General features: G+C 43.3%; 18 protein-coding genes. 10 read left to right on the top strand and 8 right to left on the bottom strand.

Annotated features, from left to right (window positions below; genetic code table 11):
• Window positions 1-3: 3 nt before the first annotated feature.
• Genes DV872_RS10230 through DV872_RS10220 form a run of 3 tightly spaced genes read left to right on the top strand, consistent with a single transcriptional unit; the run spans window position 4 to window position 3640 of the window.
• Window positions 4-1575 carry an ATP-binding protein gene (locus DV872_RS10230; protein ID WP_114629834.1) on the top strand — a complete coding sequence of 524 codons (1572 nt, stop codon included), beginning with the start codon at window positions 4-6 and terminating at the stop codon, window positions 1573-1575.
• Complete coding sequence (locus tag DV872_RS10225) at window positions 1575-2258, top strand: response regulator (protein ID WP_114629833.1); 684 nt, start codon at window positions 1575-1577, stop codon at window positions 2256-2258. The genes DV872_RS10230 and DV872_RS10225 overlap by 1 nt, the downstream gene beginning before the upstream one ends.
• A complete protein-coding gene (locus tag DV872_RS10220; RefSeq protein WP_114629832.1) occupies window positions 2255-3640 on the top strand; it encodes a flavocytochrome c in 1386 nt (461 codons plus the stop codon). The genes DV872_RS10225 and DV872_RS10220 overlap by 4 nt, the downstream gene beginning before the upstream one ends.
• 9 nt (window positions 3641-3649) lie before the next feature.
• On the opposite strand, the gene DV872_RS10215 is transcribed toward DV872_RS10220, so the two are convergent.
• Genes DV872_RS10215 through DV872_RS10205 form a run of 3 tightly spaced genes read right to left on the bottom strand, consistent with a single transcriptional unit; the run spans window position 3650 to window position 6040 of the window.
• Window positions 3650-4390, bottom strand: coding sequence for an ABC transporter permease (locus DV872_RS10215; protein WP_114629831.1), 741 nt, complete (start codon window positions 4388-4390; stop codon window positions 3650-3652).
• Window positions 4387-5097 (bottom strand): ABC transporter ATP-binding protein, encoded by a 711-nt coding sequence (locus DV872_RS10210; protein ID WP_114629830.1) that lies wholly within the window; start codon window positions 5095-5097, stop codon window positions 4387-4389. Before DV872_RS10210 ends, DV872_RS10215 begins: the two co-directional genes overlap by 4 nt.
• Window positions 5098-5107: 10 nt before the next feature.
• Complete coding sequence (locus DV872_RS10205; RefSeq protein WP_158546913.1) at window positions 5108-6040, bottom strand: ABC transporter substrate-binding protein; 933 nt, start codon at window positions 6038-6040, stop codon at window positions 5108-5110.
• Between the two features lie 152 nt (window positions 6041-6192).
• Here DV872_RS10205 and DV872_RS10200 point away from each other — a divergent pair, with 152 nt between their 5' ends.
• The gene (locus tag DV872_RS10200) at window positions 6193-7104 is read left to right on the top strand and encodes a prenyltransferase (protein WP_114629828.1); all 912 of its coding nucleotides are present in this window, start codon (window positions 6193-6195) and stop codon (window positions 7102-7104) included.
• A 15-nt stretch (window positions 7105-7119) separates the two neighbouring features.
• On the opposite strand, the gene rpsA is transcribed toward DV872_RS10200, so the two are convergent.
• The 5 genes from rpsA to DV872_RS10175 form a co-directional block, all read right to left on the bottom strand.
• On the bottom strand, window positions 7120-8295 hold the full coding sequence (gene rpsA, locus DV872_RS10195) for a 30S ribosomal protein S1 (protein WP_114629827.1): 1176 nt from the start codon (window positions 8293-8295) through the stop codon (window positions 7120-7122).
• A gap of 309 nt (window positions 8296-8604) precedes the next feature.
• The gene (locus tag DV872_RS10190; protein WP_114629826.1) at window positions 8605-9090 is read right to left on the bottom strand and encodes an HD domain-containing protein; all 486 of its coding nucleotides are present in this window, start codon (window positions 9088-9090) and stop codon (window positions 8605-8607) included.
• Window positions 9091-9171: 81 nt separating this feature from the next.
• Window positions 9172-11475 carry a penicillin-binding protein 1C gene (pbpC, locus tag DV872_RS10185; RefSeq protein WP_147283148.1) on the bottom strand — a complete coding sequence of 768 codons (2304 nt, stop codon included), beginning with the start codon at window positions 11473-11475 and terminating at the stop codon, window positions 9172-9174.
• Window positions 11476-11495: 20 nt separating this feature from the next.
• Window positions 11496-16982 carry an alpha-2-macroglobulin gene (locus DV872_RS10180; RefSeq protein WP_114629824.1) on the bottom strand — a complete coding sequence of 1829 codons (5487 nt, stop codon included), beginning with the start codon at window positions 16980-16982 and terminating at the stop codon, window positions 11496-11498.
• A gap of 166 nt (window positions 16983-17148) precedes the next feature.
• Window positions 17149-18069 carry a sulfurtransferase gene (locus DV872_RS10175; protein WP_114629823.1) on the bottom strand — a complete coding sequence of 307 codons (921 nt, stop codon included), beginning with the start codon at window positions 18067-18069 and terminating at the stop codon, window positions 17149-17151.
• Window positions 18070-18294: 225 nt separating this feature from the next.
• Here DV872_RS10175 and DV872_RS10170 point away from each other — a divergent pair, with 225 nt between their 5' ends.
• From DV872_RS10170 to DV872_RS10145, 6 genes are all read left to right on the top strand, one after another.
• Window positions 18295-19995, top strand: a complete 1701-nt coding sequence (locus DV872_RS10170; RefSeq protein WP_114629822.1) for an FAD-dependent oxidoreductase — start codon at window positions 18295-18297, stop codon at window positions 19993-19995.
• Between the two features lie 10 nt (window positions 19996-20005).
• The gene (locus DV872_RS10165; protein ID WP_114629821.1) at window positions 20006-21277 is read left to right on the top strand and encodes a YeeE/YedE family protein; all 1272 of its coding nucleotides are present in this window, start codon (window positions 20006-20008) and stop codon (window positions 21275-21277) included.
• A gap of 89 nt (window positions 21278-21366) precedes the next feature.
• Window positions 21367-22152: an ABC transporter permease gene (locus DV872_RS10160; protein ID WP_114629820.1), complete on the top strand. Its 786-nt coding sequence runs from the start codon at window positions 21367-21369 to the stop codon at window positions 22150-22152.
• A 15-nt stretch (window positions 22153-22167) separates the two neighbouring features.
• A complete protein-coding gene (locus tag DV872_RS10155; protein ID WP_114629819.1) occupies window positions 22168-23193 on the top strand; it encodes a glycine betaine ABC transporter substrate-binding protein in 1026 nt (341 codons plus the stop codon).
• Between the two features lie 6 nt (window positions 23194-23199).
• On the top strand, window positions 23200-23964 hold the full coding sequence (locus DV872_RS10150) for an ABC transporter ATP-binding protein (RefSeq protein WP_114629818.1): 765 nt from the start codon (window positions 23200-23202) through the stop codon (window positions 23962-23964).
• A 41-nt stretch (window positions 23965-24005) separates the two neighbouring features.
• Window positions 24006-25556 (top strand): glycosyltransferase family 39 protein, encoded by a 1551-nt coding sequence (locus DV872_RS10145; RefSeq protein WP_147283147.1) that lies wholly within the window; start codon window positions 24006-24008, stop codon window positions 25554-25556.
• The last annotated feature ends 46 nt before the right edge of the window (window positions 25557-25602 follow it).

Raw genomic sequence — 25602 nt, 5'->3', positions numbered from 1 at the left:
ACGATGAAATTGAATCAGAAAATATCCCTCTCTTCTGGAATTTACACAACCACCATGATCATTCTCATCGGTGTATTAGTATTCCTGCAGTGGTTCAGCACCCTTAAAAATCAGCTGGAATTATCAGCAAGTGATCTTGCAGTAACCATTTCAGAGATGGAATCCATACAATATAACCTCACCCGTTCCAACGGGAGTATTCCCATACAGAGGAAGACTGAAGAGCTTAAGCTCTCCACCAGAACCCAGTACATTCATGTACTCAATAAAAGTGGAATATACTATGCCCATACCTACCCGGTATTCCTGGGCAGTGCTGAATCAGATAAATTTCTCCTTGATAAACTCTCAGACCCTATGCAGGGCGTTTCCATCAGACAGACAGAATCATATCCCCTTCCCTCGGTTGAAGCCATTGCACCTGTCTACTATCAGGGTGAGCTTGTTGGACTGGTTATTACCGGGATGCTCAACGGCCGTGCCTATCAGGATATCAGGATGAATCAGGAGACCCTGATTCTGTTTCTGATCCTTGCCGTATTTATAAGTCTCTACTCTTCCGGACGACTCTCATCCAATATAAAGAAATCGATGCACGGAATGGAACCAAGTGAAATCTCTAGACTTCTCGGTCAGCGGGCCATGACTCTTGAGAATCTGAAGGAAGGGATCATCACCATTGACCAGGATGGCAGAATCATCTATTTCAATGATTCTGCCAGAAAGCTTGCCGGTATGACTGATGCGGATCTAAATCGTCCTGGGGAGCAGTATTTCTTCGGCAAGGAGTTTTTTGAATGTCTGGATCAGAAAAATCCACTGGATACTGAACTGATCACAGCAACAGGACTGACTCTTCAAAGCCATTTTGAACCCATATTGGGAGATCAAGGTTCTACTGTATTGGGTGCGACTGTATTGATTGAAGATCTGACAGAAGTAAGGGCCAGAGCAGAAGAACTGACCGGAATAAGACAGATCAATGAAGGACTTCGTGCACAGAATCATGAGTTTCTGAACAAACTCCACACCATATCAGGTTTGATCCAGCTGCAGGAATATGATGAGGCCATCGGGTTTATCAATGGAATAAGTCATAAAAGAAAAGAGATGACCGTGAAACTGGGCAGCAGAATTAAAGACCCCTCAGTGGCTGGTCTGCTTCTTGGAAAATATAATAAATCACAGGAACAGAAAACGGGTTTCTATGTGGATGATTCAAGTATTCTCAGAACCGGTAACGGAATGACTGATATGATCAATCTGATTATGGGTAATCTTATTGAGAACAGCCTGGAAGAACTGAGTAATGTCAGCGGAGGATCTATCAGAGTGAGGATTCATGAAGGTTCATCATGGCTTACACTACAGATCAGAGACACAGGTTCGGGAATAGAAGATCAGGAACAGGTCTTTCAGAAAGGATTCAGTACAAAGGGGCCTGACAGGGGAATTGGTCTCTACCTTATCAGGAAGAGGATTCTTCGTGCAGCCGGAACAATCGAAATTCAGTCAGTTCCGGGGGATACTCGTTTTACTGTAAGACTCCCCCTCGTTAACAGGAAGGAAATATAATGAATATTCTCATAGTCGAAGACGATCCCATGGTTGGACAGATCAATATGAAATTTGCAAGAAAACTCCCGTTTGTAATGGATTGTGATATTGCGATAGACCCGGAAGAAGCGAAAAAAATGCTTATTGAGAACTCATATGATCTTCTATTGCTTGATGTCTATTTCCCTTCAGGAAGAGGTCCCGATCTTCTGCAGTGGATACGCAATGAAGCAATTGCTATACAGGTTATCTTTATCACCGCTGACAACAGCCAGGAAACTGTGGAGCGTGCAACTCATCTGGGAGCCCTGGACTATCTTGTAAAACCTTTTACCTTTGAGCGCTTCAGTATTGCACTGGAGGAAGCACAGAATATTCTCCACTCTATCAGCAGCAGTGGAGAATTTAACCAGGAGAGCCTGGACAGGGTCTTTCAGAGAGATAGTGAACACTCTCCTGTGCAGAACAATGACCTGGATAAAGGAATGAGTTACAAAACCTATGAAATGGTTAGAGGAGAGATATCTCTGATGACTGACTTCTTTACCGCCGAAGAGATGGGAGAGAAGCTCGGGATGGCCAGAGTCACAATAAGACGCTATCTGGACTTTATGGAAAAACAGGATCTACTGGATGTCTCACTCCAATATGGAAAAGTGGGAAGACCCCAGCATTACTATAGATTAAAGAGGAAAAAATGAGGGGCCTTACTGCCGCATTCCTGATAATCCTCTCAGTATTTATTATTGTAATTTCTCCAGGGCATCTGCCGGAAAGGACAGATGTTGTGATTATCGGTGCAGGTGCAGCTGGAATGAGAGCCGCCATAGAGAGCAGAAAGTATACAGACAATATTATCCTGCTTGAAAAAATGTCCTATCCCGGTGGGAACAGCAATAAGGCCACTGCCGGATTCAATGCTGTAATGGATACAGATGATCTTGATGATTATATTCAGGATACCCGGGAGGCCGGGGGATATATAGGAAACAGCAGTCTTATAAAAATTCTGGGAGAAAAGAGTTCAGAAGCTCTGTCGGATCTTAAAGCCATGGGAGCTGATATGGAAGACCGGGGACTCCTTGCAGGGCACAGCAGCAGCAGAACCTACCGTCCATCAGGAGGTTCACCTGTAGGACGTGAAATCAGTTCTATTCTGTATAAAACTGTCAGAGAAAATGAGATTGATATACGTGTAGAAAATAGAGCTCTCTCCATAACCCGTTCAAAAAAGAAACTACAGGTACTGGTTAAAAACCAGACCGGCAGAGAATACAGGATTCTGGCGGATTCAGTAATAATTGCAACGGGAGGCTTCGGAGGAAGCCCTGAAATGGTTGCCCGATTCAATCCTGATCTCAAGACATTCCACACCACCAACAGTGCCGGTGCTACAGGAGACTTTATCACCCTGACACAAAACCTTCCGGTTCAGATGATAGATCTGGGGGAAATTCAGACTCATCCAACAGTCGAACCTGAGTTCAGTATCCTGATCACTGAAGCTCTCAGGGGAAACGGCGGGATACTCCTGAACAGCAGGGGCCAGCGCTTTACTGACGAAATGGATTTCAGGGAAGAGCTGAGTGCTAGTATTCTGAATCAGAAAGACAGATTTGCCTGGCTGATATTTGACCAGAGTGTCAGGGAGAGTCTCAAATCATCTGAATACTATATCAGCAACCAGCTGACCAGAGAGGGAGAGACAGTCGGGGAACTTGCAGAACAGATTGTCCTGCCTGCTTCGTTTCTAAGTTCCAGCCTTGAAAAATGGAATTTATCTGTTCTAAATGGAGAAGATAAAGACTTTCACAGAAGAGACCTCAGAGTCCCTCTTGAAACGCCTCCCTACTTTGCCATCAAGGTTACTCCGGGGATTCACTACTGCATGGGAGGCCTGGCAATTGATGAGAAGAGCAGAGTCCTTGATACAAATGGCACTCCTCTTGAAGGCCTCTATGCAGCCGGTGAAGCAACCGGCGGGATTCACGGAATGGACCGACTGGGAGGAAACTCCCTTACCGATGCCCTGGTCTTTGGGGAAATAGCCGGTTATGAAGCGGCCCATTATGCATTGAAATAGTGAAGCTGCCTAATCGTTCCAGGGGCATAGCCGTGTTTCAATCATATCAAGACAGCTTAGTAACAGATAAGATAAGAGTCCCAGAGCAAGAATCCCCGAAAACATCATTGGGTAATTGATCATAACCCAGCTGTTCATAATGAAATAACCAAGACCATAACTGGTAGCATAGTTCTCAGCAAAGAAGAGTACTGCCATCCCTATGCCTACAGAGATTCTCAAGGCACTGAATAGACTGGGAATGGTACTTGGTAAGTAAAGTTTCAAGAATTTTCTTCCAGGAGAAAGTCCGAGAGTATCTGCTGCAATATGATATTCCGCCGGAATGCTCTTTACCCCATCCCGTACAGCAATAAGAAGCTGAAAGACAATGACTGTCCAGAGCAGTAGAATTTTGGAAAGATCACCTAATCCGAAAAGGACCATAAAAATCGGCAGAAAAGCGATCTTGGGAAGTGGGAAAAGAAGATACACAACCGGAGACAGCAGACGGTCGGCACGGGGAAGAACTCCTGCTGCTATCCCAAGGGGAATGGCGGGCAGCAGAGCCAGAAGAATGGCGCATACAAACCTCATCAGACTATATAAAGCATGGAGTATAATGGTCCCCTTCATTACCAGAGAGCCGAATAGTATAAGCACTTCATGAGGAGGTGGAATGAGTCTCTGATCCACCGAATAGCTCAGGATATACCAGAGAACCAGGATAATGAACAAACCATAGAGATGAGCTGAAAGTTTCTTTTTCATACAGCAGCCACCTCTTTCAGAGACTCCCGCAGTTTCAGAACTTCGGAATAGAAACTCTTATGATCTCGAGCAGCAGTATCAGGATAGAACGGATTTTTGTGAACAGCATGAATTCTTCCCTCTCCCATGACCAGAATTTCCTGTCCCAGAAAGAGTGCTTCTTCCATACTATGGGTAACAAATAAAGTTGTCACAGGATTCCGGGTCTGAATACGAAGAAGAAGATTCTGCATAGCTTCTTTGGAAAACTCATCCAGTGATGCTGTCGGTTCATCCAGAAGAAGAAGATCAGGTCTTTGTATCAATGTTCTGGCCAGAGAAATCCTCTGCCTCTCACCGCCGCTCAATCGCGAAGGATAACGGGAAGCCGTCTCTGCCACTCCAAGCTCATCCATTAAATCCATCGCCTGAACCTCAGTCTCTCCGCTCTTTCGATCTACTCCCAGCAGGACATTATCGAGGGCCGTAAGCCAGGGATACAGAGCATCCTTCTGCTGCACCAGACCAATCCGGACTGTTTCACCACCGGTCTCAACTGAACCGCAATCGGGCTTAAGCAGCCCGGCCATGGTATGAAGAAGAGTGGTCTTTCCGCAACCTGATGGGCCGATAACTGCACGGGTCTCACCACGGGGAATGGTCAGATTAAGGTTAAAAATACCCCGGGAAGAACTGTACTGTGTGGTCAGATTGCGGATATATACCATGGTTATGAGTTTATTGCTTCACAAAGCTCCTGTCCACCATATCCGAGGGAGAGACATCAAGCTTCTGGTCCACAATTCCATTTGTCCAGCTGATAATTCTGTTCAGGTATGCATCATCGGGCAGTCTTGCTTCATGATATTCAGGCAGATTCATAAGATCCCGGAGTCCAGGCTTAAGATTAGGAATTGATTTAATAAGAATATCCCTTGCTGCATCTTCTGACCCGCGTATATCAGCAATAGCCATATTATAAGCCATATGAAAGCGCTGAACAGCTTCGGCCTTATTATTAATTGCATTACCCGTAAAAACCATAACATCAGGACTGAAGCCATCAACTGGTTCATAGATCAGTTTTTCAAGTCCCTTCATGGCTCCAACTGAAGCTATTGGTTCGGGAAAAAGCCCCATATCCAGCTGCCCGGAAGCAAGGGCTTCGAGTCTGGCGGGAATTGAGTTTATATAAACCTTTTCTATCTCATAATCAGATCCGATCCACTGATCAACAAGAAAGTTGGATACACTGATCTCCATCATTCCCACTTTCAATGCTTTCTTATCTGCTGCTCCGGGAACAGCTAAAAGTGGAAACATACCGTCTGTCAGCATGGTGGCTTTGAAATCAAAACCGCCTGAAACATTGACTGCCACCGCTACAAGATCTGTCATGGTTCCGTCAATTTCACCGCTCTGCAGGGCACTCTGCCTGTTCTGGGCATTGGTAAAAATAGTAATACTCAGATCAAGACCAAGTTCATCAAAGTAGCCTCTCTCCTTTGCAAGAAAAATCGGCGCCGTATCCACTGCGGGCATCAATCCGATACTCAGGGACAGAACTTCAGGTGCAGTATTACGATCCTCTACGACAGTAGAAGTTTTTTTTTCACAGGAGGCAAAAGCTAGTGCTGTTACCAGTAGTGGAATGATCCATAGTTTTTTCAAGGTTATCTCCATATTCAAATAATGTAATTTCAGTCGAAATATAACATTTTCATTTAGATCAGAACAGACATTTTCAGGAGATCAAAAAGATCAAAATTCTATAAAGGCATAACACTATTTACAGAAAGCTCCGGATTCCCTATTATCAGCCTATGTCAATTTCATATAATAATATAAGTACCTGGTTTAAAGAATTTATAACTGCTCTCAGAGTCCTCTCACTGACTCTCGCTCTTGGGGCTACCAATATCGGAATTATAGCGGCCTACCGGGATGGGACTATGAAAGATCCATCCTCACTGAGGACGATTATCCTTGTATTACTTATCACAATTGCCGGACTGGCATCCCAGGCGGGAGCGAATCTTATAAATGACTATTTTGAAGGTTCATTCAAATATAAAGATCCATCTATAAAGAAGTTTCGTTTTCTGGGACAGAACAGATCAGTCTTTGATATTTTCGTATTTATTTCCGGACTGGCGGCATTGGGCCTGGCCGCTCTGATCGGGATCTATCTGATATATATTACTGACTGGAAAATGCTTGCCATCGGTCTGACAGGAATAATCGGCTCATATGCGTATACAGGAGAGCCCTTTGTCTATAAGACCAAAGGACTGGGTGTCATACTCTCTTTTATTCTTATGGGCCCTCTTATGCTGCTGGGAGCCTACTACCCTTTTTCAGGTACTCTCAGCTGGTATCCCATAATTATAGGTATGCCCATCAGCATGCTGGTTCCGGCAATGATGCTCAGTAATGAAATGAGGGATTTCAAGAGAGATAAGAGATTGAGTATGGGAACTCTCAGCACCCTGATAGGGAGCAGAGCCAGTTTGAAACTTTTTGACATACTTGTATTTGGAAGTTTTGCGTTGACAGTTCTCTATACAGTGCTGCATATCTATCCGATTCAGACACTGATGATATTCCTGTTCTTTCCTATCGCAGTAAAGGCACACGGCCTTGTAGCACGCTTTGAAAGACTGAGCATTCCCTGGACCAACAGACTGCATCTGGCTTATCTGGGCCTTCTGACAGTAACTCTGCTGATCTTTTAGGGCGCTCTATCTTTTTTATTTCTTTTTAGTCTTCTTTGCCTTGTCCTTTAACAGATCTGCAAAGGGATTGTAGGTATCAGTTTCCGGTTCAAGATACTTCTTGTACTCAGCTGATTCCTCAGTCATAGAAACAGGTTTCAAAGAGATTCTCTTTCTCTCAACATCAACGCTGTTAATCTGTACTGAAAGGGTCTGTCCCTGTTTCAGAATATCCTCGGGATTATCATCTCTGGAATCTGTTTTAAGATCAGAAATATGAATAAGTCCGTCCAGACCTGGTTCCAGATTTACAAAAGCACCGAAATCGGTAATACGAACTACAGTTCCGCTATGTTTTGAGTCAGCTTTATATTTATTTTTTGCATCATCCCAGGGGTCGGAAAGAAGAGCCTTCATACTCAGAGTAATACGCTCGCTCTGCCAGTCCAGTTTTATAATAGAAGCTTCAACTTCCTGTCCCACAGTAATAACTTTATTAATATCATGCACTCGGCTTCTACTGATCTCAGAAATAGGCAGAAGAGCCTGAACGCCGTCAAGATCCACAAAGGCACCAAAATCCTGAACCCGTGTAACAGATCCTTTTATAACCATCTTCTCTTTTAATTTCTTTTTAAGTACTTCAACCTGTTTCTTATGCTCTTCTTCAAGAATCGCTCTGTTTGAAACAAGAATATTGCGGCCATTCTCACTATGTTCCATTATTTTGAAGGTCATATGTTTACCAACATATTCAGAAGCATTCTCAACACGTTTCTGACCCATCTGAGAATAAGGGCAGAAGGCTCTGGATTCACCGATTTTTACTGCAAATCCACCTTTAATTTCTTTTTCAACAACACCTTCAACGGGTATTCCGCTGTTGAAAGCATTCTCCAAAATGGCCTGTCCGGCCTTATTGCCGCTGATTTTAGTAGTGAACTGCATTTCACCGTTCTTTGCCTGAAGAAAGTAAACCTTGATCCGATCCCCTTCTTTAACAGAAAGAGTTCCGTCTTTATCGGTCAACTCCTCTTTTTCAAGGACACCTTCACTCTTTCCGCTTAACTGCAGAAAAATACTGTCACCTGAAATTGAAACAATGTCTGTTTCTATGGCCTGTCCGGGCTCCATTGATTCTATCGCGGAATAGCTGTCTTCAAAAAGTGCTGCGAAATCTTCCTCAGCAGCATCTGGTTTATCATTACTCATATCTTTATTTTCTCCATATATTTATTTAGAATTTAGTAGTATCTATTATATCAGTAAAACATAGGTACATTACAATATACCTTTACCTGTCTAAAGGACATGAATTGACATAGATTTAAGCTTTTTCCGTTTTATTGGACTTGAATGCATATTTGGAGAAGGAAAAAGGGATATCCTTCATTTATGATCCCACCCGGTAATTACAGCGAAACTCCCGGAAAATGACTTCGACTTCCAAAGTAAATTTCGAAAGGATTTCATAATCAGAATCTGTTCAGTATAGTGAAATAAGTAAAGCCTGACGATATTTTATCTATTTTTAAGATATTGAAGATAGTGAGGTATTTCGCCGATTGATACCAGTTTATCAATAATCATAACCAGCCAGCTTTCCGGATATCGGGGAGGAATAAGTGTCAGGGGAAACATATGGCGGCGTATTATATCCTGCTCTTTCCTGTTTAACTTGAATCTTTTCTCAGCATTATTGAGAGCTGTCAAGGGATGAGTAAAACCATGTCTCTTATGGATTTCGTAAAACTTTCGGTCCGGATAGATACAAACCTTATTCCAGTCATATAAAAAGAAATCATGAAGTAAGGCCCCTCTGGCCAGAGAGACAGCATCCATATTCAGACGACGTCCCCATTTCCATGAAACAAATGACACCTTAAGACTGTGGTGAAGAATACTCTGCCCATGATGATTGATATGACCCAGCTTCTGTACATCTTCATTTTTCATGATTTCCCTGGTGATACTATAAAATTCCGGATCTAATATTTTATTACTCATATGATTTCCCACTCAATTGCTCTCTAAACAATACTAAAATATAAACAATAAGGAATTATAAACCCAGGCTAATTACATACTTCACTCAGAAAATTCAAACAGCCTCTCTGCACTGTTTCCCTTCTCATCAACAATACTGACCCGGTGCGTACCTGGTTCAGACTGTATTCCCATCTGATGATTAAATCTTGTATATCCGATGTAATTTCCATCCAAATGCCAGTATAACAAGCTCTGATTGTCTCTAAGGGCAGCTTCAAAGACAACTTCTCCCATTTCACCATCAAAAAGCCTCGGTATTTTAACTACAGCAGCATCAGAGGGAGGATATATGAAAGAGATACCCCGACCCTGTTCCACATTCCCCTTAAACGGCGGTAGAGGAATATAATTGTTATGGATACGGCGATAATAATACTCCTGGACAGGTGGCAGCACAAACCAGTTCAGATGCGTCATATCACGTACAGAACTTGTACGGCTATCGACCCGATATACCCCCTCCTTATCCAGATGAATAAGAGTATGGTAGGGACAGGTTACTGTACTGACTCCCTTGATAGGTATAAGCCGTTCTTCAAAGGGACAGTTCGGACCGGCTTTATACCCGCTGACCGTACAAATTTTCTCCAGCTGCATTCCATCAAGAGATCTGTTGAACCAGTCCTGATCATTTGATGGATCAAAGGGTAATTGCCGAATCAGATCAAAGAGAAGAGGAGCTGCAGCCTTCAGACCATTTATGCCGGGCCGGCCTTCACCATCAGCATTTCCTACCCAGACACCTACCGCATACCTGGGAGTAACTCCTATTGCCCAGGCATCCCGTCCTCCCATACTGGTTCCCGTTTTCCAGGCTACATCCCGAGAGTTCTGAAAATATTCCCATGAAGCTTCCGGGCGCACAAGGTTTTTCATGGCTTCAAAGGTAAACCACAAAGAAGCGGCATCAGGAGAATCAAGCTCACGATGGACCGGTTCATTATCAGGATCATACCGCAGATCAAAAAAAGGTGCCTTGTCATCAGGGTTCTTCACCCTCCGTCCTAACCCGGCAAAGAGTGCGGTGAGCTCCCAGAGTGAAGATTCTGCTCCCCCTAGAATAAGAGCAAGCCCGTAATGATCTGCCGGCTGTGGAAGGGATAATCCCATAGCCTTCAATTCACTGTGAAAACGGTGATAATTATAGTCCTGCAGAAGATACACAAAAGGCACATTGAGGGAGCGGATCAGGGCATTTGATGCCGGAACAGCCCCATCAAAACTGTGATGAAAATTCTCAGGTGAATAGGTTCCGAAGGAGACTGGAGTGTCCTTTATCATCTGATCCGGAAGAATCAATCCGTCCTGCAGACTTAAGGCAAAAAGGATGGGTTTAAGAAGGCTCCCGGTACTTCTGGATGCAGTAATAATGTCAACAGAATGACCATGTATACTGCTGCCGTCATCAGGACTGTTTCCTGCATAGGCAAGAACATCTCCACTCTCCAGATCTGCTACCAGAACGGCTGCGTTGTAGATACCCCGGTAACTGAGACTCCTGCTATGACGCATGACCTCTTTCTGTACTGTGGCCTGAAGAGAACGATCCAGGGTGCTCTTCTGCAGCAGCCCTTCACCCTTCTCAAGGATAACTCTTTGAAGTAGATGGGGAGCCATAGATGGTAGTGGCAGCGGCTTTTCCGGTAAAGGTTCCTCAAGAGCCAAAGAGAGGCTCAGGTCATCAAGTTCTCCCCTGGAAGCCAGTGATTTTAAAAGATTATTCCTTTTTTCAATCAGAAGGTCTCGATTCTTTCCGGGATGCATAAGTGAGGGGGCATTGGGAAGAACTGCAAGGAGTGCAGATTCAGCCCAGGAGAGCTCCTCACTGTTTCTATTCCAGTAGCGCCATGCCGCAGCAGAGAGACCCACCGTATTCCCGCCATAGGGTGCGTTGGAAGCGTAATAGAGAAGGATGTCTTCCTTACTATTAAGGAGTTCCAGTTTCAGGGCCTGCATGGCTTCAAGAGCCTTGACAGGAACTGTCCGGGGACGCTCGGGGTGAGCAAGACGTATGACCTGCATGGAGATAGTGCTGGCTCCGCTTAATACTTCACCGGCCCTGATATTGATATAGAGGGAACGTAACACTGCCGGAAGATCCACACCCGGATGATAATAAAACCTTTTATCTTCAAAGCGGATAACACAACTCTTATACTTATCCGGAATATGAGATTCCGGCGGAAAGCGCCACTGTTCATCCGCTGCAATCCTGGCACCCATAAGTCCATCTTCCCGATCCAGCAATACCGTGGACCGGGGAGTATCAAACAAAGGCCGCGGCAGAGGAATCAGCAGGATCAGTATAAAAAGCCCCGGAACCGCGACAGCAGTATATCTCAAAAGCTTTTTAAACCTGTGGTTCACCTAACCTCAACTTTCCGGCCGGCCTTAACAGCTGATACCGTATCATCATACATGGCACTGCAACGGATAGAGGGTTGATAGTATGTTCCACGGTATGATGCATTTAGAAGAACACTGAAAACCTTTGTTTCTCCCCGGGCAAGATCAAAATAAGTGTAAATCCTGTCATCTCTGATATCCTGATAATCGAACTGACCTTTATTTCCTCCACTCTGTGATGTAAAGAGTCTTGGATTTATGATTTCCCATCCCGCAGGAAGGATCTGTTCCAAGGCAAGGTTTTCACGTTCAGGCTGACCATTGGGATTAGATATCTTAATTTCCATAATAAAATCAGTACCTGATGTAATGCTTTCTGATGAGAATGATTCTCCGCTATTCTTAGGTTTATAAGATACACGCAGATTCAGATTTGATTCTTCATCCCGGTCTTCTCCCTGAAGGGGTATTCCACTTGATACAAGGTTTATATACAGTAGATCTCCCCCTTTGTTCTCAAGATTCAGAGCCCCTTTCTTTGATGGCAATTCGACAAAAGAGTATTGTGATTCAGCTTGAACCCTTTCCTCAGAACCTGAATCAATGCTCCAGCTGAAAACAGGATGTTCCTTACCTGCATCTTCTCCCAGCCACTTACTGATACTCAGCAATGTATAAGCTGTGGTCTGTGTACTCATCCACTCATTTGATCCAAGTTTTGCAGCCAGTGAATTAAACAGTTCTTCACCTGCTTTCCTGTTATTCATCAAAGTCAGTGCTTCCAGAACAAGAGCCTGATCCCTCTGGGCTGTACCGAAACTGTCAGTTTCAAAACTGGTACTGATCCGGGTAGAAGCCCCTTTGGTCAGTTCCTTAGCGGCATCTGTACGACCAGCAAGAACATAGGCAGAGGCCAGTTTCCAACGGGCTGCATCGGTGAGGGCATCAGAATCTTTCAGACGGTTCATACCGGCCATATCAGCCTGACCGGCAAGGCCCAGAGTATAGAGTCTGTATGCCTGGTTCAAAGAACTCTCATTTCCTCCGGGACGCCAGAGATTTGATGCTGTTTTCTGGTAGGAAATGAAGTCTGTAATAATACCAGAGGGAACATGGTATCCCGCTTTCTGAGCCTCCAGCAGGAAGTGTCCGGCATAGCTTGTTCCCCAGGGGCTTGGATTCGATGATCCTGACCAATAGGAGAACGCACCATCTTTTAACTGAAAGCGTTTAAGCTTCTCAATTCCATCCCGAAGATTCTTCTCCAGATCTGTAAAACGGGTTTCTGATAGCTCAGCCAACTGAGGAAGGTATAGTTGAGGGAAGATAGAAGATACGGTCTGTTCAACACAGCCATGGGGATAGCGAATAAGGTAGTCCAGTCTTTTCTCAAGGTTGATAGGAGGGAGAGATGAGACTTCCAGAATTTGTGAAAATTGATTTTCCAGACCGAAAGGCTGGAGAGGAATAATCATATTCTTTCCGGGTTCAAGAACGACTGCGGTGATCCTTGTGGTGGGAGGATTTGAAGGGCGGACATTAAACTCAATCTTCTGTTCTGCTTTTTCACCGTCCATCTCTGCCATGAAATGAACCCGTACAGGACCAGTTTCACCCCTGGATCTGGCTTTAAAATATACATAGTCATCTGAAGGACTGTCAAAGACGATATCCTTACTGCTCTCTTCAAGAATTTCGAGAGGACCACTGACAGAAACACTTACCCTGGCGACTCCTCCTTTCTCAGAGAGAGAAAATACATTTACAGGTAATAAAATCTCTTCATCAGGTCCCAGAACCCGCGGCAATGTACCGAGAACCATAAGATCACTACGGACAGGAACTGTTTTTTCTGTATGCCCGTATGAGCCCTTTGCAGCTGCAACAGCCATTATTCTGACGGATCCCACATAGAGGGGCATCTCAAACTCATGTTCGGCAGTCTCCCCTTCTTCCAGTTCAAAGGGACCGAAGTATCGGACAACCGGTTCAAATCGGCTGGCTTTTTTGGGGGGCTCAGGATCTGCTCCTTCACCTCCCCCAATGGATAAAAGAGTTCCGAAACTACCCGCCCTTGCTGCAATAAGATCATCAAAAATATCCCATGTTTTTACACCAAGGGTCTCTTTGGCATAGAAAGTAGACCAGGGATCAGGAGTTTTATAATTAGTAAGATCCAGTAAACCATCGTCAACAACAGCAAGGGTATAGGCCATGGACCGTCCCTGTTTCTCTGAAACAGTAATTGAAACCTGCCCCTGAGGTTCAAACTGAGAAGCCGACTTCAATACAGGTTCTAATCTGGTAGCCGGATCGCTTACATTTAAAGGTATGATTCCATACATCCTGACAGGCAGATCATTTGAGCTCCCCCCATAGGGCTGCACATAACTTGCATGGACATAAACCGTAGGAGCCATAGAGGGCTCAATTGGAAATTCAACTTTCGTCTGGCCACTCAAAGAGGGCACCCACCAGGAATTAAGGACTCCCGTTGCATCTTCAAGACTGATTAGAATCCGTCCGCCCTCCTCACTGGGGATAGTGAAAACGGCCTGTTCTCCGGTTTTATAATCTTCCTTCTCTGCATAGAAACTCAAACGGGATATGGAACTTCCTCTTTGGGGAGAACCTGCCCAACCGGGCCAGTCAATATAAACAATTTTACCCGTTGAATGACCGGAAACAGGATCAATTACCCTGATTAGATAACGTCCCCATTCAGGATAGTTAATCTGGAATGACCAGCTTCCTTTTCCGGCATCAAGTTCTATCTTTTCTCTAACCAGGGCCTGCCGGTAATTCCTGGAAACAAACCGGGCCAGATCTTCTTCCGAACGATCCCACCACCACTTCCAGTCCAGTTTGTACATCTCAACATCCAGAGTTTCCCGCTCAGAGAAACTGCCGTCTCTATTCAGGCTGATAATATCCAGTTCGTGATCTTCATCTGTAAGAAGCATGCCCCGCTGTATATCTCCAGCAGGTGTTTTGATTCCGACATAAGTCTCATAGGGAGACAATGAAAGAATATTCCGCGTGATGCTGAAGTCACCACCTTCCTCAAAGACCTTGGTCTGAAGATCTACCTTCATAAATCCGGCACTTTTACCTTCAAAAGGGATGGGGAGACGAATATCCGCATGTCCCTGAGAATCAATCTGCCCTGAAAAAACAGTTTCTGCGGGAGAATAAAAAGATTTTCCCGGATCATCAAACTCAAATGAAGAATAACCTTTGAAACTTGTTTTTCGTGAACTGAGAATCATATCTGTCTCTGTTTTCATATTCCTGGCCACGGCTCCGTGTAGCCAGCGGACTTCCATGGGAATAAGAGTTAATTCTGAAACAAGGGGTTCTGCGGGACTGTCCAGAATAATTTTCAATCTATTGGGTTTTACAGTCTCAATCCGGATAACTTTTGTAAAGACACTCCCTCCGACAGTAACTTCAGCGGTCCAGAATCCTGTTGGCGCCTCTTTGTCTGTCTTAACCTGAAACCTGTACATTCCACCCACTGATGATGTGGAGATCTTCTTCTGGACTCTTTTACCATCGGGATCCAGGAGTTCAAAAACAACCGGATGATCTTCAGGAAGTTTACTAAGTTCATCCTGAAGAATAAATCCCATATAGATGTCATCACCGGGACGCCAAACTCCCCTCTCACCATAAATAAATCCCTTAAGACCTTCCTTGACATCACCGCCCTCAACCTCAAAATCACTAACAGACAGAGAGGAACCATCATCAACACGCATCCAGCTGCTCATACCATCACTTGATGCCTGCAGGGCAAAGGGTACTCCTTTGGGAGTTAGGTAGATATAACCTGCCGAATCACTGATCCCCCGGGCTATTTCCTGCTGTTGATAATCAAAAAGAACAACATCGGCACCGGCCACTGGCTCTGCACTGTTGAGATCTGTAACATAAACAGTCATACCGCTCACATCAGATTTCTTGGCAATAACACCAAGGTTGGATGAGAGAAAACTGACTTTATCAGTGCGTCTGGCATAATAAGTATTGGAACAGGGATCATCCCGGTTCTGCCAGTCTGAATAGTAATAATTATCCCAATTACTGCCATAGGAAGGACCTACCCACTCCGACTTATTCAGAGGAAGATCGTCCTCTTCACTGTGATTTCCCTCACAGGGATATAGAGATTGAGAGCGTCTGAATGATAAGCGAAGCTGGTAGAGAGCTCCCGGCTCCGGTGAAACCCAGGGTGAAAGATCCAGTTCAAATGTATTTATTACATTCAGGTTATCAACACCTCGCCCCTCAAGACTCACTGTTCGAAAGGCAATAGGCTGACCTACCCGGTTCATATTGTAGCCGCCCTTTATATCCATGTTATCCTGGAGAAACTGAACCATATTGTTTTCATACACTCTGATTATTTCGATATCAACGGCTTTGAGTGAGACAGCTTCCATGGGAATAAGAAACCCCTCTCCTGTGGGAAGCAGACCGCCCTTGGTAAGAAACTCCGCCATGGGTTTTTCCTGAGATGTTGGAATCTTAAAAGCTACATCACGCCCCAGGAGAGTTCCCTTCTCATCCTTCAGAGAGGAATTGATTATAAGCTCTTTATTATTGATACTCAGCCTTTCATAGAAGATGATGATACGGCTGTCCTGGATTTTTAGACTATGAATCTCCTGATTTCCGATTCTCACAAGACCTGTTGTTTCCTGCTGCGTATCAAGGGGCATCGAAAAATGGAGTTCAATTGTCTTTCCGGGATTGATTGTTTTTTTCCAGCTCATAAATCTGTATACATTTAATGCGGGGACTTCAATATTTTCTTCCCCTTCCCGGTCTACTCCGATACTCTTAGCTGACCATTTAATCTTATAAACAGATGCTTCCTCTTCACGGGGAATACCTGTAAGAACAAAGCTGTGATTCTCTCTGCTGTGTTCCCAGCTGACAGCGCTGTTTTCATTGTACCCGGTAAGGATTTTCTCAATATCACTGTCTTCTGCACTGTCTGCTGTTTTGATGCGTCCCAGGACTGTCATTGTGTCTGAATCATCCGGATCGATCCTGTCAATAAGCAGCTCCAGATCCTGGACTATGGTAGAAAAAGAAAAACTGAATTCTTTTTTATCTTCAGGAACATCCATGATTTTCCCCAGATTCAATCGGACAATATAAAACTGACCGCTTTTCATTGCAGTTTCAGGTTGAAACTGCAATGTTCCACCATCAATAAGGCTTGTGACGCCCTTTACAGCCGGTTCAAACTGAAAAAGATCCTTAAGCTGATTCTCTGATAAATCCTGTACCGGCTGCTCAGCAAGAACAACTTTGACTGTATTTTCACGGCTGAGAATACCTGCTGTATATGAAGAAATCAGCCCCGTATAATCTGCTGAATTAGAGACAATGACCTCTCCCTCAGGAAGATCGGAAACCTTAGGAATATCCCCCTTTTCACTGCAGGAAATCATTAACAAAGCAGTCATAAGTATAAGTACAGTTTTTTTCATGGGGTTATCCTTAAAAGGTTAATTATTGAGATATAACAATTGTAGCAATTATTTAATATAAATCAAACATGAGTATACTTATTGAAGATCAGGAGCGATAGGCTGGATTGGCAGGTATTAATATTTTCCTCTCATTTAGCTGAGAGGAAAATATATAAAAAACGGATTAAGAGTTATCCTCTGAAGCTGTGGTTGTATCAAGAGTTGTTTCAGGAATGAAAATAGGTAATTTTCCGGATTCCCATTCCAGCCAGGCTCCGTCATAAATCTTTAAATTACGATAACCCGCATTATAAAGTGCAGCATATGTATTTGCAGCTCTGACCGAACTCTTACAAAACATGACAATCTCACTTTCAGGCGTAATACCCAGTTCCTTATAAAGGATTCTATTGTGAGAGACAGGGCGGAAAGTACTTCCCTTATCATCATTTATAAAAAGATTTTTTTCATGGTTTATATGAATAGCCCCTGGAATGGTTCCTTCTGCGTATTCTTCATCAGAACGGACATCAATAAGTACAAAATTTTCATCGGGATCATCAATCATACTCCAGATTTTACCTTTACTTTCAATCATGGATTTATCCAGGGTCCCTGTTTTATATGTTGCAGGGCTTGGTTCTGTTGCTGTCCCGGTTTCATTAAGACCGGCATCCAGGAGACTGAAAAATCCACCGGAGACAATAACAATGTCTCCCTTGTGTCCCCAGATCTTCAATGTCCAGTAGAGACGAGAAGAATCCATATTCTTGTTATCATCATAAATTACAAGATCAGAGTTTTCGGTTAATCCGGCATTCCCCGCAGCTTTAGCAACTATATCTGCTGTAGCGAGAGTATTTGGAACAGGATCTGAAATCATAATCGCTTTCCGTTCAATATTGACTGCTGACTCAATATGACCCTTGGCATAAGACGTTGCTTTCTGCGCATCAACAAGGATATAACCCTTGTCCAGTAGTTTTACTGCATCTTTAGCACTGACAATCAAAGTATCAGATTCAGCATAATCCATAAATGTACATGAAGTAAAAAGCAGTAAAACACAAAGTGCTAAGCCCGAAAATAATCTATTTTTTCTCATTGGATGATATCCTTTTTAATATTTAGCTCTGTTAAAAAATTATCACTTAATCTCTTCAATTGTCAACAAAGTTCAAAAATTACTGAACATGGCATGTAATTTCAATAAAATACTGGACATGGCATGTATTTTACAGTTATATGAATGTATAAGGTTAAATAAATAAATATATATACATAAAAATGTATCAATTAAATTTTATAGATTCTTTCGAGGAGAGGTCATATGCCAAGAAAATTATTAGTAGTTGGTGGAGTTGCCGGTGGAGCATCAGCAGCAGCCAGATTAAGAAGACTCAGTGAAGAAGATCAGATTATCGTATTTGAAAAGGGACCTCATGTCTCTTTTTCAAACTGCTGCCTGCCCTATCATTTGAGCGGCACTATTGAGAAAGCAGAGGATCTGGTTTTAATGACTCCCGAACTCTTTAAATCACAGTATAATATCGACGTCAGAACTGATAACGAAGTGGTTTCCATCGACAGGCAGGCAAAAGAAGTTGTTGTAAAGAAACTGACCACTGGCGAGGAGTATAGAGAGTCCTATGACAAACTCGTTCTCTCTCCCGGAGGAAAACCCATTGTCCCCCCCATTCCAGGCATTGAAAAAGTAAAGTCTTACACCATCAGAAATGTTGTGGATATCGCCAAACTTGCAGAAGCAGTTAAAGGGGAGAATGTTAAGAATGTCTCCGTCATAGGCGGTGGTTTTATAGGAATTGAAACCGTTGAAAACCTTAAGGAAGCGGGATATAACGTAACTCTGGTCGAGGCAATGCCCCAGATCCTGAGAATCCTTGATTCCGACATGGTTCAGATCCTCCATAAAGAACTTTATGACCAGGGTGTAAATCTTATCGTTAACGATAAGGTCAGCGCCTTTGAAGAAAACAAGATCATTCTTGGTTCCGGTAGAAAAGTGGATGCTGATGTGGTTGTACTGGCTATCGGAGTATCTCCTGAAATTGATCTGGCTAAGGGTGCGGGTCTTGAGATCGGAAAAACCGGTGCTATTAAAGTTGATCAAAACTACAGAACAGTCGACAGGGACATCTACGCTGTGGGAGATGCCATTGAGGTATACAGTTATCTGTTCAACGACTACTTTAAACTGCCCCTTGCAGGTCCGGCACAGAAGCAGGCCAGAGGTGTTGCGGATCATATCAACGGTATGAAAATTGACAACAGAGGTTATATAGGATCCTCCATCCTGAAGGTCTTTGATTACAATGCAGCCTCAACTGGTATGACAGTTGATTTTATCAGAAATTTTAAACATAACATCGATTTTGACTGCGTCAGAGTTATCCCGGGTGACAAGGTCGGACTGATGCCCACAGCAAAAAACTTGCATTTTAAGCTGGTATATGAAGTACCCACAGGTAAGATTCTGGGAGCCCAGGCTATCGGTAAGGGAAATGTGGACAAGAGAATCGACGTTATCGCAACGGTTATCAAATTCGGAGGAACCATCAGAGACCTACAGGATCTGGAACTCTGCTATGCACCTCCCTTTGGAACTGCCAAGGATGTTGTTAACTTTGCCGGTTATGTAGCCACCAACCGTCTCCATGATGTCTTCAAACAGGTCAATGTCGACGATGTCAGAGATCTGGTTGAACACAGTGCGGCCATCTTTGATGTAAGAGAAGAGAATGAGTACGAACTGTCCCATATCAAGGGTGCCAAGAACATTCCTCTGAGCCAGCTCAGAGACAGAATTAACGAATTTCCCAAAGACAGGAATATTTACCTCCACTGCAGAAGTGGACAGAGAAGCTACAATGCCGTATTGGCTCTGCAGAACCTCGGTTTTAAAAGGGTTTACAATGTCTCCGGCGGTTTTATGGGAGTATCCTTCCATGAATTCTTCCATGATAAGATGTCCGGCAGAGATACAATTTTAACAGATTATAATTTCGACTAGGAGATTGTTGATGAACAACAAAGTAGAAAATATTATAGGATTTGCACTTGTTCTGCTTATCCTTATATTTGGAGGGGCATTTCTGGGATCCCAGATGCTTCTCCTCAGACTTATGGCTGGTATCGGGTTTGGATACGCCCTGACCAGAGCCTTTATGGGTTTTGCAGGAAGTGTAAACAGACCCTATAGAACAGGATCATCAAAGTTGATGAGAATCCTTATGTGGATGTTCCTGGGAACAGCGGCATTATCTGTTGCTCTCCTTTATGGCAGGGATGCGACTACTTACAATCTGTGGGTGAACCCTATTAACCTGGGACTGATCCTGGGTGGATTATTTTTCGGTTTTGGTATGACATTTTCATCATGCTGTGCATCCGGTGTTCTTACAGACCTTGTTACAGGCCTGCCGAGAGCAATAACTACACTTATATTCTTCGGCCTTGGTGTTTTTATCGGATTTCCCGTTCAGAAAACAGCGTCCTGGGTTACGGACTCATGGTTTTCCTCAGTAACAGGAGAACAGCTCTCCGGAGGTGTTTATATGCCGGACTGGTTCATGTGGGATGGAATGAACGGTTACCTGGGAGCTACCCTGCTGACCGCTTTCTTTGCAGCTATAGTCATATACCTGTCCAGACGATTCGAAGACAGCCGTAAGGCAAGCGGTAAATTTTCCGGTGTGGGTTCAGAAATTGAACAGGACAAAGAGATTGAGAAAAAACCCTTTAAATTGTTCAGTAAAGAAACATATGAAATGGTATTTGTCACTCCCTGGAAAATGAGAACCGGCGCTGTAGTTATAGCAATTGTATTCACTCTCCTAATGGGTGTAACAAAAGCCGGTTGGGGAGCCTCAACAGTATACGGTTTCTGGTTTGGTAAAGTACTTATGGTATTCGGAGTCTCATCTAAGGCTCTGGCATCATTCACACATTTCCCGGCATCATTCTTTCAGACATCTATTTTTGCCAATCCTGTATCTGTACAGAACTTCGGTATTATTCTTGGAACCATTATAACCCTCTTACTGGCAGGAAGCTTCAAAGCAACATTTCTGTCAGAAATCAAGGTCAGGTTCAAGGATATTCTATTGTTTGCCATGGGTGGACTCTTTATGGGATTTGGCACAAGGCTTGCCAATGGTTGTAATGTGGGAGCACTCTACACACCAATAGCTAACTTCTCTCTTTCAGGATGGATCTTCCTGATCTTCCTTGTTGGTGGTGGTATTATCGGTAACCGCGTTGCTAAAATGACCAGCTCCAGCTGTGTAAACTGATTCTTAATCAAACATTTTATATTGTTCAGACAGTCGTATTTCCATACGACTTGTCTGGATAATTTATTTATAACTATAATTAAAGCAAAATGAACAAATATACCAAGAGAAAAATAATTGAATTGTCTATTTCTTCAGCTACTGTTCTCGCAATTTTCATTTTGTGGTTCATCGTTGCAGAATTAAAAATATTTCCCGAATACTTCATCCCGGCACCATCAAGCGTTCTTGATGCCTTTCTTGAAATTTCTGTTTCAGGTTACAGAGGTGGAACACTGCTTCAGCATCTGGGAGACAGCCTGTTCAGGGTTGTATCCGGCTTTATATTTGCCTGTTTTATCGCCGTACCTCTGGGTATGTTTATGGGATACAACTGGAAAGTAAAAGCAATATTTGACCCCATTGTTGAATTCTATCGTCCCCTCCCCCCCCTGGCCTATTACACTATTCTGGTTATATGGCTGGGAATCGGGAATGAATCAAAAATAACGCTTCTTTTCCTGGCAGCTTTCCCACCTTTATCCATTAGTGCCATGTCTGCAGTAGCCGCTGTGCCGATGGAAAGGATTCAGACTGCCCAGTCACTGGGAGCCAGTAAGCTGAAGATTTTCAGCCATGTGGTTTTCCCCTCATGTATGCCGGGAATATTTACCGGAATGAGAGTCAGCATAGGTTTCACTTATACAACTCTTGTCTCATCTGAAATTGTTGCGGCTACCTCCGGTATAGGCTGGATGGTTCTCGATGCGGGAAAATTCCTGAGAGGAGATGTTATGTTTATGGGAATTTTCGTAATGGGTATCACGGGCATAATATTAGACCGCCTTATAAGAATTGCAGAAAGATTAATAATCCCCTGGAAGGGAAAAGGATAAAAGAGGTTCTTATCAATGAAAAAGAAAAGCGTACTACTTTGTTCAATGCTTTTAAGCATAGCTGTAATCGGTGTTTCAGCTATGGGAGAAAGTGATTCGACAGGATTGCCTGACAAAATTGTAATTGGTTACCAGGCCATCCCCAACGGTCAGATCATCTCAAAAGATTTCGGCTGGTTTGAAGAATCTGCGGGAATCCCCGTCGAATGGGTACAGATAAACTCGGGTTCTGAGCTTAATACAGGCCTCGCAGCAGGCAGTATCGATATCGGTTTATCCGGGAGCAGCGGCATTGCAGCGGGCATAGCTAATAAGGTTCCTTTTGATGTTATCTGGGTTCACGATATTATTGGTGACAATGAGGCACTGGTTGTAAAGAAAGATGCGGGCATCACAGATATAAAGAGCCTTGCCGGGAAAAAAGTTGCTGTACCTTTCGGTGCAACTACACATTATCATCTCCTGGCTGCCCTGGAGCTTGAAGGTGTTGATCCCGAAACCGTTGAAATCTACGACATGCAGCCGCCAGACGCTCTTGCCGCATGGCACAGAGGAGACATTGACGGTAGCTTTATCTGGGAGCCTACTCTTGCAAAAATGCTTGAGAGTGACGGAGAAGTACTTATCTATTCCAGAAAGCTCTCTGAAAATGGGTATTTGACAGGTGATATTACTGTGGCAAGAAAGGGTTTTTCTGAAAAGTACCCCGAACTTGTGGTTAAATATATCGCTTCAGAAATCAAGGCCGTTGATTTTTACAACAGTGATAAAGAAGCTGCGGCAGATGCTGTGAGCCGTCAGTTTGATATTCCTCAGACAGAAGCCCTCAGGCAGATGAAAAGTCTTGTACTTCTTACAGGAAATGAACAAATCTCTTCAAAATACATGGGAACAGCTGGAAATATCGGTGATCTTGCGTCTGTCCTGAAAGCTACTGCTGACTTTCTTGTCAGTCAGAACACAATCAAATCGGCTCCGGATTTAGATGCTTTCAAGGCTGCCCTGCGTCCTGATTTTATCCAACAGGCACTGGAGCAGTAAAAGCTGATGAATCTTCTTGAACTGAATGATATATCAGTTGATTTTACAACTAAAAAAGTCACTCTTTCCGCAGTCAAAGATGTATCTTTGACCATCGGAAAGGGTGACTTTATCAGTATTGTCGGTCCTTCTGGTTGTGGAAAATCCACCCTGCTCAATGTTCTTGGAGGATTTCTTCCTCCCTCTGGCGGAACTATTTTCCAAAAGGGAGAGGCTCTTAAAGGACCTGGCAGAAACAGAGGCGTAGTTTTTCAGAAACCTGCCCTCTATCCATGGCTCAATGTCGAACAGAATGTGGGTTTCGGCCTGAAGATGAGAGGCATCGGAAAAAAAGAGAAACTGAAGATTGTCGAAGAGAACCTGAAAAGAGTTCAGCTCTCAGATTTCTCTCACATGAATACATATGAATTATCCGGCGGAATGCAGCAGAGAGTGGCCATCGCAAGGATTCTTGCCAATGATCCCGAAATACTCCTGATGGATGAACCTTTCGGTGCCCTCGACGTCCTTACAAGAGAACACCTGCAGGATGAACTCCTGAAGATCTGGCGTGAAACACATAAAACAGTTGTTCTGATCACACACAGTGTAGAAGAGGCCATTTATCTATCAACCTCGGTTTATGTCATGTCTGAACTTCCGGGACAGCTGATAAAAAAAGTTGAAACACCTTTCAGCACTGAATATTCAGAGATGAACAGTCGAAAGATTAAATCTTTGCCGGAATTTGTGGCACTGCGTGAAGAAGTTCTCAGCTATATATGGTCATAAAGGACTTAAAAAATTGCAGTACCCCTGTTAAAGTCTAATCAGTGAAATTGAAAATACGAAAGAATCATTTCATTCTTATCTATCTCTCTCTCTGGCTGTTTATTAATCTCTTTTTTCTGACGGATTACCCTTTCGTCCACAGCGACGAACCCTGGTTAAGCGGCTTAAGCCGCAGCATGATTGAAAACTCTTCACTGAGCAGTACTGAAGATTTCTTCGACTTATATGAAAGAAATCCTCATGCCATAAAACTTCTCTTCCACCTGATTCAGATTCCGGTTATAAAAACATTGGGTTATTCTATTTTATCAGTCAGGCTCATATCTCTTCTGACCGGATTCCTCTCTCTTTTTCTGTTCTATAACCTGATATTAAAACTTTACCGATTTGACAATAAGCACTGGGTTGCTCTTTTCACCACCATCTGGCTCTCTATAGATATTCAGTTTGTATATATCTCTCATCTGGCGAGACAGGAGATCATTCTGATTTTTATCCTCCTATCCATGCTGAATCTGCTCAGTACTGAAAATATGCCGATATTGAAAAGAGGAGCTCTCACAGGATTAATGGCAGGGCTGGCTGTTGGATTCCATCCCAATAGTTTTATCATAGCCTGGCCTATAGGACTTTTTCTGATACTGGAAATTATAAGAGGAAAAAGAAAATGGACCGAGGGTCTCTCATTTCTGCTGGCAGCAGGAATGATTGCTGCACTTTTTATTGCCCTTTCTTTTCACTTCAATCCTGATTTCATAAGAGATTACAGTACTTATGGCGAACCCCTGGGAGTTCTCGATTCACCGGATATGAAAATTATAAAGCTCCCGGGATTCTACTCAAAACTCTTTCATCAGATCAGTGGTACTTATCATACTCCCAATATAAAAATGCAGATGATCTTATTCCCTCTGCTTCTGATTATCAGTTTTCTGAAAAAGGATAAAAGAATAGGTAATTACAGCCTGATAGGGTTTATCGGATTCAATATCGGCCTGCTGATAATCGGTAAATATAGCCAGCCATCGATCAGCTTCCTCCTCCCTTTCTACTATCTATCTGCTTCTGTTCTTATTCATTTTCTGATCTCCGGCAAAAAGAAGAGATTTCTGAGAGCTCTCCTGATCATTCTTCTTACAGCTACTTTATTCTTTACAATAACTGAAATCAATAAAGAGAAAGAGAATTACAAAGACTATCTGTCTCAGATACAAAACAAAATCCCACAGGACTCTGTTGTACTCGGCGGTCTGTATATGGATTTTGCGATTCCCGATGGTCAGTTCTATGACTGGCGGAATCTTTATTTTCTTAAAGAGAACAATCTGTCCCTGGAAGAATACATAGAGAAACGGGAAATTCAATATATCGTAGTACCCGAAGAACTGTCATTTATCTATAAAAACCGCCCCTATTGGAATGTCCTCTACGGGAATATTGCTCACTGGTATCCACAACTGATTGAATTTACAGAAAATGAATGCAGCCTTTTAGAAGAAATCAACAGCAGTGCCTACGGAATAAGAATCGCAGCATACCGATACAGCAAGCCATGGTATGTCAGAATATACAAAGTAGACGGTACAGAATAGATAGGAATGGATCTCAATTCTATCCATTGTTAGACTGTATATATTT

The sequence above is a fragment of the Oceanispirochaeta sp. M1 genome (assembly GCF_003346715.1).
In the GTDB taxonomy this organism is placed as follows: domain Bacteria; phylum Spirochaetota; class Spirochaetia; order DSM-2461; family DSM-2461; genus Oceanispirochaeta.
Note: the sequence above shows the minus strand (reverse complement) of the source record. Positions and strands in the feature narration are given on the sequence as shown.